Annotated in this window: 15 protein-coding genes; 3 read left to right on the forward strand and 12 right to left on the reverse strand. The window is 58.9% G+C overall.

The features are described 5' to 3' along the window. Positions 1–24 precede the first annotated feature (24 nt). From truA to pdxB, 3 genes are all read right to left on the reverse strand, one after another. Positions 25–837, reverse strand: a complete 813-nt coding sequence (gene truA / locus ACMWL8_RS05295; RefSeq protein WP_045259682.1) for a tRNA pseudouridine(38-40) synthase TruA — start codon at positions 835–837, stop codon at positions 25–27. Further along, positions 837–1,850, reverse strand: coding sequence for an aspartate-semialdehyde dehydrogenase (locus ACMWL8_RS05300; RefSeq protein WP_028013962.1), 1,014 nt, complete (start codon positions 1,848–1,850; stop codon positions 837–839). The genes truA and ACMWL8_RS05300 overlap by 1 nt, the downstream gene beginning before the upstream one ends. Before the next feature lie 67 nt (positions 1,851–1,917). Further along, positions 1,918–3,054 carry a 4-phosphoerythronate dehydrogenase PdxB gene (gene pdxB, locus ACMWL8_RS05305; protein WP_045259681.1) on the reverse strand — a complete coding sequence of 379 codons (1,137 nt, stop codon included), beginning with the start codon at positions 3,052–3,054 and terminating at the stop codon, positions 1,918–1,920. A 113-nt stretch (positions 3,055–3,167) separates the two neighbouring features. Between pdxB and flk the strand changes: the two genes are divergently transcribed. Next, positions 3,168–4,172, forward strand: a complete 1,005-nt coding sequence (flk, locus tag ACMWL8_RS05310) for a flagella biosynthesis regulator Flk (RefSeq protein ID WP_045259680.1) — start codon at positions 3,168–3,170, stop codon at positions 4,170–4,172. Positions 4,173–4,261: 89 nt separating this feature from the next. On the opposite strand, the gene ACMWL8_RS05315 is transcribed toward flk, so the two are convergent. Then, the gene (locus ACMWL8_RS05315) at positions 4,262–5,440 is read right to left on the reverse strand and encodes an MFS transporter (RefSeq protein WP_045259679.1); all 1,179 of its coding nucleotides are present in this window, start codon (positions 5,438–5,440) and stop codon (positions 4,262–4,264) included. A gap of 68 nt (positions 5,441–5,508) precedes the next feature. Continuing rightward, complete coding sequence (gene fabB, locus ACMWL8_RS05320; RefSeq protein ID WP_023336433.1) at positions 5,509–6,726, reverse strand: beta-ketoacyl-ACP synthase I; 1,218 nt, start codon at positions 6,724–6,726, stop codon at positions 5,509–5,511. Positions 6,727–6,884: 158 nt separating this feature from the next. On the opposite strand from fabB, the gene mnmC reads away from it, so the two are divergent. Beyond that, the gene (gene mnmC / locus ACMWL8_RS05325; RefSeq protein ID WP_045259678.1) at positions 6,885–8,882 is read left to right on the forward strand and encodes a bifunctional tRNA (5-methylaminomethyl-2-thiouridine)(34)-methyltransferase MnmD/FAD-dependent 5-carboxymethylaminomethyl-2-thiouridine(34) oxidoreductase MnmC; all 1,998 of its coding nucleotides are present in this window, start codon (positions 6,885–6,887) and stop codon (positions 8,880–8,882) included. A 53-nt stretch (positions 8,883–8,935) separates the two neighbouring features. Here the strand turns inward: mnmC and ACMWL8_RS05330 are convergent, their stop codons facing one another. Genes ACMWL8_RS05330 through prmB form a run of 6 tightly spaced genes read right to left on the reverse strand, consistent with a single transcriptional unit; the run spans position 8,936 to position 13,484 of the window. Continuing rightward, positions 8,936–9,211: a YfcL family protein gene (locus ACMWL8_RS05330; RefSeq protein WP_028013966.1), complete on the reverse strand. Its 276-nt coding sequence runs from the start codon at positions 9,209–9,211 to the stop codon at positions 8,936–8,938. Between the two features lie 13 nt (positions 9,212–9,224). Further along, entirely contained in the window at positions 9,225–9,770 is a 546-nt protein-coding gene (locus ACMWL8_RS05335; protein WP_045259677.1) for an elongation factor P hydroxylase, read from the reverse strand. Next, a complete protein-coding gene (locus ACMWL8_RS05340; protein WP_045259676.1) occupies positions 9,770–10,579 on the reverse strand; it encodes a sulfite exporter TauE/SafE family protein in 810 nt (269 codons plus the stop codon). The genes ACMWL8_RS05335 and ACMWL8_RS05340 overlap by 1 nt, the downstream gene beginning before the upstream one ends. Then, a complete protein-coding gene (gene mepA, locus ACMWL8_RS05345) occupies positions 10,579–11,403 on the reverse strand; it encodes a penicillin-insensitive murein endopeptidase (RefSeq protein ID WP_045259675.1) in 825 nt (274 codons plus the stop codon). Before mepA ends, ACMWL8_RS05340 begins: the two co-directional genes overlap by 1 nt. Before the next feature lie 2 nt (positions 11,404–11,405). Beyond that, complete coding sequence (gene aroC / locus ACMWL8_RS05350; protein ID WP_045259674.1) at positions 11,406–12,491, reverse strand: chorismate synthase; 1,086 nt, start codon at positions 12,489–12,491, stop codon at positions 11,406–11,408. Between the two features lie 60 nt (positions 12,492–12,551). After that, entirely contained in the window at positions 12,552–13,484 is a 933-nt protein-coding gene (prmB, locus tag ACMWL8_RS05355; RefSeq protein WP_023312578.1) for a 50S ribosomal protein L3 N(5)-glutamine methyltransferase, read from the reverse strand. Positions 13,485–13,629: 145 nt separating this feature from the next. On the opposite strand from prmB, the gene smrB reads away from it, so the two are divergent. Beyond that, the gene (smrB, locus tag ACMWL8_RS05360) at positions 13,630–14,181 is read left to right on the forward strand and encodes an endonuclease SmrB (protein ID WP_008502613.1); all 552 of its coding nucleotides are present in this window, start codon (positions 13,630–13,632) and stop codon (positions 14,179–14,181) included. A 46-nt stretch (positions 14,182–14,227) separates the two neighbouring features. Here the strand turns inward: smrB and sixA are convergent, their stop codons facing one another. Next, positions 14,228–14,713, reverse strand: coding sequence for a phosphohistidine phosphatase SixA (gene sixA, locus ACMWL8_RS05365; RefSeq protein WP_003861375.1), 486 nt, complete (start codon positions 14,711–14,713; stop codon positions 14,228–14,230). Positions 14,714–14,804: the final 91 nt, after the last annotated feature.

The raw sequence follows: 14,804 nt of genomic DNA on the forward strand, positions 1-14,804 counted from the left end.
TCTAAGCCTTAATTGCACCTTTGTTTAGTCCGCTAAAAACAGCGGGCCCATTGGCGGTTTTGGCAGGTCAAACCGATCCGGATAGTCTACCGAGACCAGATAAAGCCCTTCCGCTTTCGCCGTTGCTGCCGCAAGCGTTCTGTCCTTCGCTGCCAGCAGTTCTGCAATCCAGCTCTCCGGCTGGTGTCCGGCGCCCACTTCCATCAGGCTGCCCACAATATTCCGCACCATATGATGTACAAAGGCATTGGCTTTGATATCCACCACCACATACGCGCCAAAACGACTGACGTTAATGTGCATGACGTTACGCCACGGCGTACGGGACTGACACTGCACCGCACGAAACGACGTAAAGTCATTTTCACCAATCAGACACTGCGCCGCACGATGCATACGTTCTGCATCGAGCGGTTCATAAAAATGCGTCACACCCTGGCTTAACACCGCCGGGCGCAGACGCTGGTTGTAGATGACATAGCGATAGCGACGCGCCGTTGCGCTGAAGCGCGCGTGAAAATCATCCGGCACAGCTTTCACCCAACGCACCGCGATGTCACCAGGTAAATTCGCATTTACACCCAGCGTCCAAGCGGCATCCTTACGCACGGCGGTGGTTTCAAAGTGAACCACCTGCCCCGTGCCATGAACACCCGCGTCCGTACGCCCCGCGCACAGGACGTTAATCGGCTCGTTTGCCACCTGAGAGAGCGCTTTCTCCAGCTTTTCCTGAACGCTGCGCACCTCATTCTGACGCTGCCAGCCATAATATTTACTGCCATCGTACTCAATACCGAGGGCAATTTTATGAACCGGCTTTTGATCCACTTCGGACATCAGTACAGATACTCCTGCACCAGCTTCTCGGCGATCTTGACCGCCATCAGCGCGCCGCCAAAGCGAACGTTATCGGCGACGGACCAGAACTGGACCTGCTCCGGCATACCGTAGTCGTTACGCACGCAGCCAACGGAAAGATGCGCGCTGCCGGTGGCGTCGCCCACCTGGGTCGGGAACTCGCTCTCTTCGGAAAGGACGATATCTTCACCGCGGCCAAACGCATCGCGGGCCTCTTCTGCCGCCAGCGGACGCAGGGCTTCAAAGCCGACCATCTGCGCGTGGCCGTAGAAGACCGGGGACTGTACGACGCTGGCGGAAATCATCAGCCCCTCGTCCTGCAGAATCTTGCGCGCTTCGTCGACGAGACGACGCTCTTCGCGCACGGAACCTTCACGATCCGGCAGCAGCGGCAGCATGTTGAACGCCAGCTGGCGGCCAAAGAAATCATCTTCGTCGATCGGGATGCCATTCAGCAGCTTCGCACTCTGCCCGGCCAGCGCGTCAACGGCCTTTTTACCGTTCGCCGACGCGGACAGCAGGCTGGTGACGGTAATGCGCGACAGGCCGCCGTCGTCAATCAGCGGCTTCAGCGCGGTCAGCAGCTGGCTGGTCAGGCTGTTCGGTACCGCGATAACGTTACGGTTGCGGTAGTCAGCCAGCACAAACGGATTGACGTCCGGGACCACCAGCGGCACGTCCGGCTCCAGGGAGAACAGACCGCTCAGGTCGATCACCAGACAGCCCGAATTGGTCGCCTCTTCAATATAAGACGCCGTGGCTTCAGCACCTGCGGCAAAAAACGCCAGCTGCGCCTGGGTCCAGTCAAACGCGGCCGCATCCTGAACCATCACGGATTTACCGCCAAAGCGCAGATGTTCGCCCGCGCTGTCGGTGCGCGCCAGCGCATAGATATCTCCCACCGGGAACTGACGCTCGGCAAGAGTTTCGAGCAGGGCTTCGCCCACGGCACCCGTGGCACCTAAAATGGCAATGTTCCAGCCTTCAGACATGGTGGTTTACTCCAGAAATAAAAAAGCGTCCCTGTCGGCGTATCCGACAGGGAGCATTAAGAAGACATTAATGCGCCGGGTGATGAACGGCGTTAAAACCCAGTTTCTTGAGCAACGTCGCAGCCGCTGCGTCGTCGCACATCACATACAGGGAAGACCACTCGCGGCGCTCAACGTAGTTCTTGCGCAGCTTATCAAATTCACCCGGGATCCCCGCCACCTTACGCAGCAGCGCATCGTCGCGGCGCACATCATACACCAAATGCACCAGCCTTTTCAGCGTTGCCTGATCGAGCGGGCCATGCAGGGTAATGCGGCCAAATTCAGGCGCGGGGAGTAAAGTATCAAGCGCCACCTGCTGCGGATGGCCGATAAAGGCGCTGTAGGCTTCAAACACCTGCGTCGTGCCGCGCGCTTTGCCTTCAAGCGTATAGCCCGCAATATGCGCGGTGGCAACGTCAACCTTGTTCAGCAACTCAACGTTGAGATCCGGCTCCGGCTCCCAGACGTCCAGCACCACGCTGAGATCGTGTCCTTCATTCAGACATTTCAGCAGCGCGGCATTATCCACCACCGGGCCACGGCAGGCATTAATCAGAATAGTGCCAGCCTTCAGACGGCGAATCAGCGCCTCGTCCGCCAGATGCAGGGACTTATACGGCCCTTCTTTAAACAGCGGCGTGTGGAACGTTAGCACATCGCACTGTTCAACCAGCTCATCCAGCGCGTGGAAATCCTCGTCGTCACCGTTGTCTTTACGCGGCGGATCGCACAGCAGCGTGCGGATACCAAACGCTTCAAGGCGCTTTTGCAGACGTCCGCCGACGTTACCCACGCCGACAATTCCCACGGTGCGGTCTTTCAGCGCAAAACCATCGCGCTCGGCCAGCATCAGCAGCGAGGAGAAAACGTATTCCACGACGGCAATGGCATTACAGCCGGGCGCGGCGGAAAAACCGATTCCGGCCTGCTTCAGCCACTGATCATCCACATGATCGGTCCCTGCCGTTGCGGTTCCGACAAACTTAATCGCTTTACCGGCAAGCAACGCCTCATTTACTTTGGTCACCGAGCGCACCATCAGCGCGTCTGCGTCATCCAGTTCGTTAACCGGGATCGGGCGACCAGGGACAGCCTTAACGTCGCCGAGGCGGCTAAACAGCTCGCGGGCGTAAGGCATATTTTCATCAACGAGGATTTTCACGTCTGAGTACCTGTTTGAGAGGAAGAAAACCTGCCAAGTGTGCCATAATCTGGCCGCCAGGCATATACGTATGCCGGGTTTACGCTGAGTTTTGACTTTAAGGATTTTTGACGATGCAGCCCATTTCAGGTACGCCGCCACGCCCTCCGGGTGAAGGCCCTGTCACGCCAAACGTTGCCGGTGAACAGCCACTATCCACGCAACAGCGCACCGTGCTAGAGCGACTGATCACGCGCCTGATAGCGCTGACTTCGCAGCAAAACGCGGAAGTCTGGGCCGGGGTAAAGCATGATTTAGGCGTGAGGAACGACGCACCGCTGCAGTCGCGCCATTTCCCTGCCGCCGAGCAAAATCTCAACCAGCGTATTACGACCGCGCAGCAGAACCACACCACGCGTCAGATTGTCACGCAGTTGACTGAGCTGCTGGGCCAGGGAAATAACCGTCAAGCTGTCAGTGACTTTATCCGTCAGCAGTATGGCCAGACCGCCCTGAGCCAGCTGACGCCAGACCAGCTTAAAACCGTGCTGACGCTGTTGCAGAACAATCAGTTGTCTATTCCGCAGCCTCAGGTGCGCCCCTCAACCGAGCGCCCGCTGCAGCCTGCCGAGCACAACACGCTGAACCAGATGGTGACCAAACTGGCCGCCGCCACCGGCGAGTCGACGAAGCTTATCTGGCAATCCATGCTGGAACTGTCCGGCGTGAAGGCGGGCGAGCTGATTCCGGCCAAACAGTTTACCCATCTGGTGACCTGGCTCCAGGCGCGCCAGACGCTCAGCACCCAGAGCGCCCCTACCCTGCATACCGTTCAGGCGGCGCTTAAACAGCCGCTGGAACCGCACGAGTTCGAGGCGATTCGGGATTACGCCCAGCAGAACTGGCAGGCCACGCCGCAAACGGTACTGACCACCGCGCAGGTGCAGGATGTGCTGAATCAGATCTTTGTTCGCCGCGCCGAGCGGGAAGGCGGCGTGCCGGAGGTAAGAAACGTTCAGCCGATCTACAGCCCGCTGTTTGCGCCCGTTGTGGAGACGTTCAGAACGCTCTCTGCCCGCCCGGGATTAATGTTGATTGCATTATTGATTGCGCTGGCGATTTTCTGGCTGGTTGCCTGAGGATTTGCCCGGTGGCGCTACGCATACCGGGCCTACAACGGCTCGAACCGTAGGCCGGGTAAGGCGCAGCCGCCACCCGGCGACAACAGTTAATTTCTGCGAAACGCCACCAGCGTCACCACGATCCCCACCACCGCAGAAACCGCGCCCGCCAGGAAGACGGACGGGTAGCCAAACGAAGTGGCTAACAGACCCGCCAGCGGCCCGGTTACGCCGTATGAGATATCCTGAAACGCCGCATAGCCGCCCAGCGCCGTACCGCGGACCTGCGGCGCCACGCGCTTCACCACCTCAACGCCCAGCGCCGGGAAGATCAGCGAGCAGCCGCAGCCGGTTAACGCCGCACCAAGCAGTGCAACGGAGGCGACCGGCGCCTGCCAGAGCAACACCAGCCCAACGGTTTCAATCACCAGCGACGCCACCGCCACCTTCACGCCGCCAAAGCGATCCGGCATCCAGCCGAACAGGACACGCATCAGGACAAACGCGCCGCCAAAGGCCGTCAGCGTAAAGCCCGCCATTGCCCAGCCGCGGCTCATGAAATAGAGGGAGACGAAGGTACCAATCACCGCGAAGCCTACTCCCTGAAGCGCCAGCCCCAGTCCTGGCTGCCAGATTTGCCCCACCACACTCCACAACGAAGGACGTTCGCCTTTATGGGCGGGCACCTTGCGTACCGAACCGTTAAAAGCCCACGCCAGCAGCGGTAATACCATGGTGGTTGCTGCCAGTACCGCAAAACCAAACTGGCTGTGGATCAGCAAACCCAGCGGCGCGCCTGCAGCCAGTGCGCCATAAATCGCCATCCCGTTCCAGGACATCACTTTGCCGGAGCGCGCAGGCCCCACCAGCCCCATCCCCCAGGTCAGGGTGCCGGTCAGCAGCTGGCTTTCACCGAAGCCAAGGATTAAACGGCCCACCACCAGCAGCGCAAATTTATACGCGGCGTCGACCGGCAGGAGAGCGGCCAGCAGCCACGCGCCCCCCGCCAGACCGCAGGCAAACATGCCCTGCAGCGCCGAGCGTTTTGCACCGTGCTGATCGGCCAGCCGTCCTGCGTAGCCGCGGGTTAATACCGTGGCTAAAAACTGAATGCCCACGGCAATGCCGACCATGGTGTTGCCATAGCCGAGTTCCTGATGAACGAACAGCGGGATCACCGGCAGCGGCAGGCCAACGGTCATGTAGGTCAGGAATACCGCAAAGGCGATGCGGAAAAGAGAAAGGTTCCCGGAAGGAGTGCCCTTCTCGGGGGTAACAGCCTTCATGCATAACTCCGTGTTCAGGAATAAAAAAAGGGAGCCTTCCGGCTCCCTTCTATTATACATTCAAACGCTTATGCTTTCAGCTTGCGCATAACCAGCGTGGCGTTGGTGCCGCCGAAGCCGAAGCTGTTGGACATCACGGTGGTCAGCGTCGCTTCCGTTGGTTTGGTCACGATGTTCAGGCCAGCCGCCTGCTCGTCCATCTCGTCGATGTTGATGCTTGGGGCGATAAAGCCGTTTTCCAGCATCAGCAGAGAGTAAATCGCTTCCTGTACGCCAGCCGCACCCAGAGAGTGACCGGTCATGGCTTTGGTGGCAGAGATAGCCGGGCTGTTGTCGCCGAACACTTCGCGGATCGCACCCAGCTCTTTCACGTCACCTACCGGAGTAGAGGTACCGTGGGAGTTCAGGTAGTCGATTGGGGTATCAACACCGTGCATCGCCATCTTCATGCAGCGCACCGCGCCTTCGCCGGACGGAGCAACCATGTCGGCGCCGTCGGACGTTGCGCCGTAGCCCACGATCTCAGCGTAGATGTGCGCGCCGCGCGCCAGCGCGTGCTCAAGCTCTTCAACCACAACCATACCGCCGCCGCCCGCGATGACGAAACCGTCACGGTGCGCATCGTAGGTACGGGAGGCTTTGTCTGGGGTTTCGTTGTACTTGGTGGACAGTGCGCCCATCGCGTCGAACTCACAGGCCATTTCCCAGCCCAGCTCTTCGCCGCCGCCAGCAAATACGATGTCCTGTTTGCCCAGCTGGATCTGCTCAACCGCGTTGCCGATACAGTGTGCGGAAGTCGCACACGCGGAGCTGATGGAGTAGTTCACACCATGGATTTTGAACGGGGTCGCCAGGCACGCGGAAACCGCAGAACCCATGGCTTTAGTCACCACGTACGGACCTACCGCTTTCAGACCACGCGGGCTGCGCATGGCGTCAGCACCGAATACCTGCGCTTTAGAGGAACCGCCGGAACCGGCAATCAGGCCCACGCGCGGGTTGTTCTGATAAACCTCTTCGCTCAGGCCGGAATCTTTGATCGCTTCCTGCATGGAGAGATAAGCATAAATAGAGGCATCGTTCATGAAACGAACCACTTTACGGTCAATCAAACCGGTGGTGTCCAGTTTGACGTTACCCCATACGTGGCTACGCATACCTGAATCTTTAAACTCTTCAGAGAAAGTGATCCCGGAGCGTCCTTCACGCAGAGATGCCAGGACTTCCTGCTGGTTATTACCGATGCTGGAAACAATGCCCAGGCCAGTAATCACTGCACGTTTCATTCAATACCTCTGTAAGTCGCACTATAAAAAGTTTCGAGTCGCACAATAGCGTACACTTGTACGCCGAACAAGTCCGATCAGACATTTTCTGCGGAAATTTGCACCGATGGACTCACATCGTTAAGATCGTGCCACTGCCTGTCAGACGAGTAACTTACGTGAAACAAAACGCTATACAACCCGCCAACCTCGAATTCAACGCTGAGGGTACACCTGTTTCCCGAGATTTTGATGACGTCTACTTTTCTAATGATAACGGACTCGAAGAAACCCGCTATGTTTTCCTCGAGGGAAACCAGCTCAGCGCCCGCTTCCCTGCGCACCCGCGCAGCCTGTTCGTTGTTGCGGAAAGCGGATTCGGCACCGGGCTCAATTTTTTAACCCTCTGGCAGGCGTTTGACCAGTTTCACGCTGCGCACCCCGAGGCTACGCTACAAAGATTACATTTCATCAGTTTTGAAAAATTTCCGCTTACCGCGCACGATCTGCGGCTCGCCCACCAGCGCTGGCCGGAGCTTGCAGCCTGGGCGGAGCAGCTTCAGGCGCAGTGGCCGCCGCATATCGGCGGCTGCCACCGTCTGATTCTGGACGGCGGACGGGTGACGCTGGATTTATGGCTGGGCGACATTAACGACCTGACCGATACGCTCGACGACGCGATGAACCAGACGGTGGACGCGTGGTTCCTTGACGGCTTTGCGCCCGCCAAGAACCCGGACATGTGGAGCCAGCATCTGTTTAGCGCGATGGCCCGGCTGGCGCGTCCCGGCGCAACGCTCGCCACCTTTACCTCGGCCGGCTTTGTTCGCCGCGGCCTGCAGGACGCGGGCTTTACCATGCAGAAGACCAAAGGCTTTGGCCGCAAGCGCGACATGCTGGTCGGCACGATGGAACGGACGTTGGACGTTCCCGCTCGGGCTCCCTGGTTTGCGCGCAGCGCCAGCGCATCGCGCGAAGTGGCGATCGTTGGCGGAGGGATCGCCAGCGCCCTGCTCTCTCTCGCGCTGCTGCACCGGGGCTGGCAGGTGACGCTCTACTGCGCTGACGAGGCACCAGCCAGCGGCGCGTCCGGCAACCGCCAGGGCGCGCTTTACCCGCTTTTAAGCGCGCACGACCCGGCCCTGTTCCAGTTTTTCCCCGCGGCCTTTACCTTCGCCCGTCGCCTGTACGACGCGCTGCCAGTGGCATTCGACCACGACTGGTGCGGCGTGACGCAGCTCGGCTGGGATGAAAAGAGCCAGCAAAAAATCGCCCAGATGCTGTCGCTGGGTCTGCCGGAGGAGATTGCCCGCGCGGTCAGTGCGCAAGAGGTGGCAGACACCGCGGGCGTGGAAACCGGCTGTGGCGGCATTCAATATCCGCTCGGCGGCTGGCTGTGCCCGGCTGAACTGACCGCGGCGGCGATTAGCCTGGCGCAGTCACGCGGGCTGAGGGTGCATTATGCTCATAAGGTTGAATCGCTTAGCCGGTCAGAACGGTGGACTCTGCATTTTGCTGATGGCAAAGCGGCACACCATGCCAGCGTTGTGCTGGCAAACGGACATAACATCAGCCAGTTAATCCAGACCGAGACGTTGCCGGTTTATCCGGTCGGCGGCCAGGTAAGCCATATCCCGACCGCGCCCGAACTAAGCAAGCTGCGCCAGGTGCTGTGCTATGACGGCTATCTGACGCCACAAAAACCGTCTAACGGCCATCACTGCATCGGCGCCAGCTACCATCGTGGCGAAGCGGATATGCGCTACAGCGAAGCGGATCAGCAGCAAAACCGCCAGCGCCTGATTGACTGCTTCCCGGACGCGGCGTGGGCGAAAGAGGTTGACGTGAGCGAGGGCGAAGCGCGCTGCGGCGTGCGCTGCGCGACCCGCGATCATCTGCCGATGGCGGGAAACGTGCCGGACTACGACACGACGCTTGCGGCCTATCAGGATCTGGCAGAAAACAAGGAAACGGCGGTAAGTGCCCCGGTTTATCCGGAACTGTTTATGCTGGGCGGATTAGGATCGCGAGGATTGTGCTCCGCGCCGCTGCTGGCTGAAACGTTAGCCGCGCAAATGAGTAATGAGCCTGTTCCGCTGGACAGAACCACGCTTGCGGGGCTGAACCCGAATCGACTGTGGGTACGGAAACTGCTGAAGGGGAAAATGGTTAAGTAGGGTGCGGTCGAATCCCCTCTCCCCAAAGGGGAGAGGGAAGAGAGGGCAGCGGCTTAGCGTTTAGCCTGCTGGAATAAATTGTCCCACATGCCCAGCACTAAAGACTGGTCGCGCGGAGAGAGCTCCCCGGCCAGAATGGCTTTTTCCAGGCTGCGCGTGACTTCAGCGTGAACGGCGTCGGCAGAGTGATCGTCACCTGCTTCCAGCTCGGCTACCGCCAGCGTCAGGTGACCACGCAGATAACCGCTGGCGAACAGCTCATCATCACTGGCGTGTTCCACCATGTCATCAATTAACGCCAGAATGCGTGATTCAAATTCTGCGATCATCTTCTTTCCTCTGTTAAAGATCTTCCGGCCAAGGGAAGCATTCCGCCGTGATCTCCGGCGTGTGGTAATAATTCTGTAAAGCCTCAATCAGGCGCGCCGGACGTTCCGGGATGCCTTTCTCAAGATACTCCATCACCTGCGCATGCACGCGGCGCTGGAAGACGATACGGTCTGGCTCGAAGTCGCCTTCAAGGTTGTCACAGCTCACGTTGAACGGGAAACCCGCCGCCACGCAGAACAGCCACTCCAGCGCCTGCGGTTTCACCTCTACATCTTCGAACTGGCCCTGGGTGGCGGCGTCGCGCCCGTCCGGACAGTACCAGTAACCGAAGTCGACCAGCTCGCGACGCGCTTTCCCCGCGATGCACCAGTGCGAAATCTCGTGCAAACCGCTGGCGTAAAAGCCGTGGGCAAAGACGATGCGGTTGTACGGAACCTCTGCATCAGCAGGAAGATAGATCGGTTCGTCGTCGCCTTTAATCAGACGGGTATTAAAATCATCAGCAAAACAGCTATCGAAGATCTCAATCAGCTGTTCGTATTTATGCGTACTGTTCATTAGTTCATCCCCAACCAGGTGAGGATCTCCTGTCCATGGCTGTCATAAAGAAGTTTGGCGCTCATCACCGCCGAGACGACAACAATCATCGGGCGGATCAGCTTTTGCCCTTTGCTTAATACCAGACGCGAGCCTGCGCGCGCGCCCAAAAACTGTCCTGCCATCATCACAAACCCGGTTGCCCAGATAACCTTGCCGCCAATGATAAACAGCAGCAGGCCGCCGACGTTCGAGGTCGCATTCAGCACCTTGGCGTGGGCGGTGGATTTGGCGAGGTTAAAGCCGGCCAGCGTCACGAACGCCAGCGCGTAAAACGAGCCTGCCCCCGGGCCAAAGAAGCCGTCGTAAAAGCCGACGCAGCCACCGGCAATCAGCGCAAACGGCAGGCCGTGCAGCCGCCGCGCCCGGTCTTCCTCGCCGAGCTTAGGCATTAGCAGGAAATAGAGGCCAATGCAGATAACCAGAATCGGCAGGATCTGGCGCAAAATATCCGACTGCACGTGCTGCACCAGCAGCGCGCCCGACGTTGAGCCGATAAAGGTCATCAGGATATTGAGCTTCTGATCGGCCAGGCTCACCACCTTGCGGCGAATAAAATAGAGCGACGCCGAGAGCGAGCCGCCGCAGGCCTGCAGCTTATTGGTGGCAAGCGCCTGCGCCGGGCTCATGCCTGCCGCCAGCAGCGCGGGCACGGTTAACAGCCCGCCGCCGCCCGCAAGGGCATCAATAAAACCGGCCAGCATGGCCACGAAGAACAGCACCACCAGCAGCAGCGGTGACACCATAAACAGATCGACGAAATTATCCATTAAAGTACATGCTCATCCAGTAGCGCCTGGCAGGAAGGCGGCAACGGAGGCGGTGTCTTCTTCTCAGGCTTAGAGGTTCCAGGTTTTGCCGGCTCAAACCAGCTTTGCAGTTCGTAACCACAGCCATCGCCTGGCGGAGGCAACGGCTGATCTTCACATTCCAGGCTGTTCGCCGGGCAGCGCAGACGAACGTGCATATGCGCCCGGTGCTGGAACCACGGGCGCACTTTGCGCAGCCAGTCGCGATCCGTCCCCGCATCCAGGCAAAGCTGCTGCTTGATCGCCGGGTTCACAAAGATCCGCGTGACGTCGTTATCTTCCGCCGCCAGCTTGATCATACTGGAAACCTCCCGCGTCCACAGCGAGGGCACCACGCTTTTGCCGTCGCGCGCCACCAGATCCAGCGCCTGCGGCTTCAGCAGCTGCGCAGACGTCCAGCGCGTTTTCGGCAGCTGCAGGAAGATGTCGACATCCAGTCCGGTCTGGTGGCTGGCGTGCCCGCCGTTAAAGCGGCCACCGGCAGGCATCCCCATATCGCCAATCAGCATCGTCCCCAGCCCCAGGTTATGCACCTGGTTCCCCAGTCGCTGAATGAACAGCACCAGATCAGGGTGACCGAAGTAACGACGCTGGTCGGTACGCATCACCTGATAGGTATCTGATTGCAGCGGCAGCTCCTGCGCGCCCACGATACAGCCATTAGAGAAGGCGCCGATGGACTGCGCGCTTCCCGCCACCGGGTGGGTGATTTTTTGCCACGGCGTGGCGGCCAGACCGGCTCCACTGGCCAGCAGCGCCAGCAGAGCAATTGCGGTTTTTTTCATGTTTACCAGCGTGGAATGGTGGTCGTCACGTCCGCGTTCTGCGCGCGCTGGCGCAGGAAGTGATCCATCAGCACGATCGCCAGCATCGCTTCCGCGATCGGCACCGCGCGGATCCCCACGCACGGATCGTGACGACCTTTGGTGATCATCTCAACTTCTTCGCCTAAGCGGTTAATCGTGTGGCCCGGCACGGTGATGCTTGAGGTCGGCTTCAGCGCGATATTGGCAATAATCTGCTGTCCACTGCTGATACCGCCGAGAATGCCGCCCGCATGGTTGCTCTGGAAGCCCGCTTTCGTGATTTCGTCGCGGTTCTGGCTGCCGCGAAGCGCCACCACGTCGAAGCCGTCGCCAATCTCGACGCCCTTCACCGCGTTGATGCTCATCAGCGCGTGGGCGATATCGGCGTCGAGACGGTCAAATACCGGCTCGCCCCAGCCAGCCGGGACGCCATCTGCCACCACGGTGACTTTCGCACCAATGGAGTCGCCCTCTTTTTTCAGGCCGCGCATCAGTTCGTCCAGCGCGTCAAGCTTATCCGCATCGGCGCAGAAGAACGGGTTTTGCTCGACCTGATCCCAGTCCTTGATCGCCAGCGGAATGTCGCCCATCTGGGTCAGACAGCCGCGAATGACGATGCCAAATTTCTGCTGCAAATACTTTTTAGCAATCGCGCCAGCGGCCACGCGCATCGCGGTTTCACGCGCGGAAGAGCGTCCGCCGCCGCGATAGTCGCGAAAGCCGTACTTTTGCTCGTAGGTGTAGTCGGCATGGCCCGGGCGGAACACGTCCTTGATAGCACCGTAGTCCTGAGAGCGCTGATCGGTGTTTTCAATCAGCAGACCAATGCTGGTGCCGGTGGTGCGGCCTTCAAAAACGCCGGAGAGAATTTTGACCTGGTCCGGCTCGCGACGCTGCGTGGTGTAGCGAGAGGTGCCCGGACGACGGCGGTCAAGGTCGTGCTGTAAATCTGCTTCGGTCAGTTCGATGCCTGGCGGTACGCCATCAACGATACAGCCCAGCGCCAGCCCGTGCGACTCGCCAAAGGTGGTCACGCGGAATAACTGTCCAATACTGTTTCCTGCCATCACGGCTCCGATGTTGTTGTTTGTGTTTGAGCGTTGTGAAACGGGCCGAAGCCCGCTGGATTAATCTTTATAGATGCTGAAGTGTTCGCGCGCGTCGAGCAGCTGCGCTTTGGTCAGCATAAAGACGCCGTCACCGCCGTTGTCGAACTCAAGCCAGGTGAACGGCACATCCGGGTACTGCTCTATCAGATGTACCATGCTGTTGCCCACTTCACAAATCAGAACGCCGTCATCGGTCAGGTAATCCGGCGCGCAGGCCAGAATGCGGCGGGTCAGCTTCAGGCCGTCCGAGCCTGACGCCAGGCCCAGCTCCGGCTCGTGACGATATTCGTTGGGCAGATCTGACATGTCTTCTGCATCGACGTACGGCGGGTTAGTGACGATCAGATCGTATTGCAGCGTCGGCAGGTCGCGGAACAGGTCAGAGCGGATTGGCGTGACGTGATGGATCAGGCCGTGCTCTTCGATGTTGTGTTCGGTCACGGCCAGCGCGTCGGTGGAGATATCGACGGCGTCCACTTCCGCTTCAGGGAAAGCGTAGGCGCAGGCAATAGCGATGCAGCCGCTGCCGGTGCACATATCGAGAATGTGCTGCGGCTGATGGTTAATCAGGCCTTCAAAGTGGTTGTTGATTAGCTCACCAATCGGCGAGCGCGGTACCAGCACGCGTTCATCGACGTAAAACTCGTGGCCGCAGAACCAGGCTTTGTTGGTCAGGTAAGCCACCGGAATGCGCTCGTTTACACGACGGATCACGCGCTCAACGATGCGGTGTTTTTCGCTGGAGGTCAGGCGCGCGGTGCGCATGTCTTCCGGAATGTCCAGCGGCAGGTAAAGAGACGGCAGCACCAGCTGAACGGCCTCGTCCCACGGGTTATCGGTACCGTGACCGTACCAGATATTAGCGGCGCTGAAGCGGCTAACCGACCAGCGCAACATGTCCTGTATGGTATGCAGCTCGTTTACTGCTTCATCGACAAATATTTTATCCACTCTTTCCTCCAGGGCATGCTCGCATAATTTTCGGCGGCTAGTTTGCCATGAAGACGGCGATAAATCAGCAATGACGCGTACCGCTTGAGGTTAAAAAATGCGTTTAGTCGGGTACACTATCGGAAATACGAGATGAGAATGACGAATGAAAAAGAAAACATCGCTCAGCGAGGAGGATCAGGCTCTCTTCCGCCAGCTGATGACCGGCACGCGTAAAATCGCGCAGGACACGATTGTCCACCGTCCGCAGCGTAAAAAAATCAGCGAAGTTCCGGTCAAACGGCTGCTCCAGGAGCAGGCGGATAACAGCCACTATTTTTCAGATGAATTTCAGCCGCTGCTCAATACGCAAGGGGCTGTGAAGTACGTGCGCGAAGACGTCAGCCATTTTGAGCTGAAAAAGTTACGACGCGGAGATTATTCGCCGGAGCTGTTTCTCGATCTGCACGGCTTAACGCAGATGCAGGCGAAACAGGAGCTGGGGGCGTTGATTGCCGCCTGTCGCCGCGAACACGTTTTTTGCGCCTGCGTGATGCACGGCCACGGTAAGCACATTCTGAAGCAACAGACGCCGCTGTGGCTGGCTCAGCACCCGCACGTGATGGCGTTTCATCAGGCACCGAAAGAGTACGGCGGCGATGCCGCATTGCTGGTGTTGATTGAAGTTGAGGAGTGGCAGCCGCCAGAGTTGCCCTGACAGAATGGCGGGAAACACGTAGTACCCCGCCCTGTCACACGTCACGTCAGATGGCTTTTGCCATCTTCAGGTTGCACGGGCTCATTTGCCAGTTGAAGACCCCTTTGCCGGTTTCGTCGAGAGTGACGTTGGCAATGGCGGAAGTGGTGAACATTGGCGGCGTTTCGCCCGGGCACAGCTCAGATACCAGATAGCCGACCAGCGGCAGGTGGGAAATGACCAGTGCGGAAGCGACACCTTCATTGCACAGCGCCTGAAGGTAAGCGCTGACAAGACCGACATCGCCGCATGGCGTCAGCTCAGGGAGAACGTCCACGCTGGATGGCAGGTTCATACACTCCCCTACCACGTCCAGCGTCTGTTCTGCACGCAGGAACGGACTCACCAGAACACGTTCAATGTCCACTTTTTGACCTTTAAGCCACGTCGCCATTTGACGGGATTCGTCACAGCCACAGACGGTTAAAGGACGTACTGAGTCACTGGCGGCATCGAGTGCCGCGTCGCCGTGACGCATGATAAAAACTTGCATATTGCACCGCTTTTGTTAACCAGAATCACCGGCGTTAACTACCCGCGATTAATGCTCTGAGGTAGAAAACCCGATGGCCGGGCATTGTGCC

This window comes from Enterobacter sp. 04-C-12-SI-ECC (assembly GCF_047530715.1).
GTDB lineage: Bacteria > Pseudomonadota > Gammaproteobacteria > Enterobacterales > Enterobacteriaceae > Enterobacter > Enterobacter bugandensis.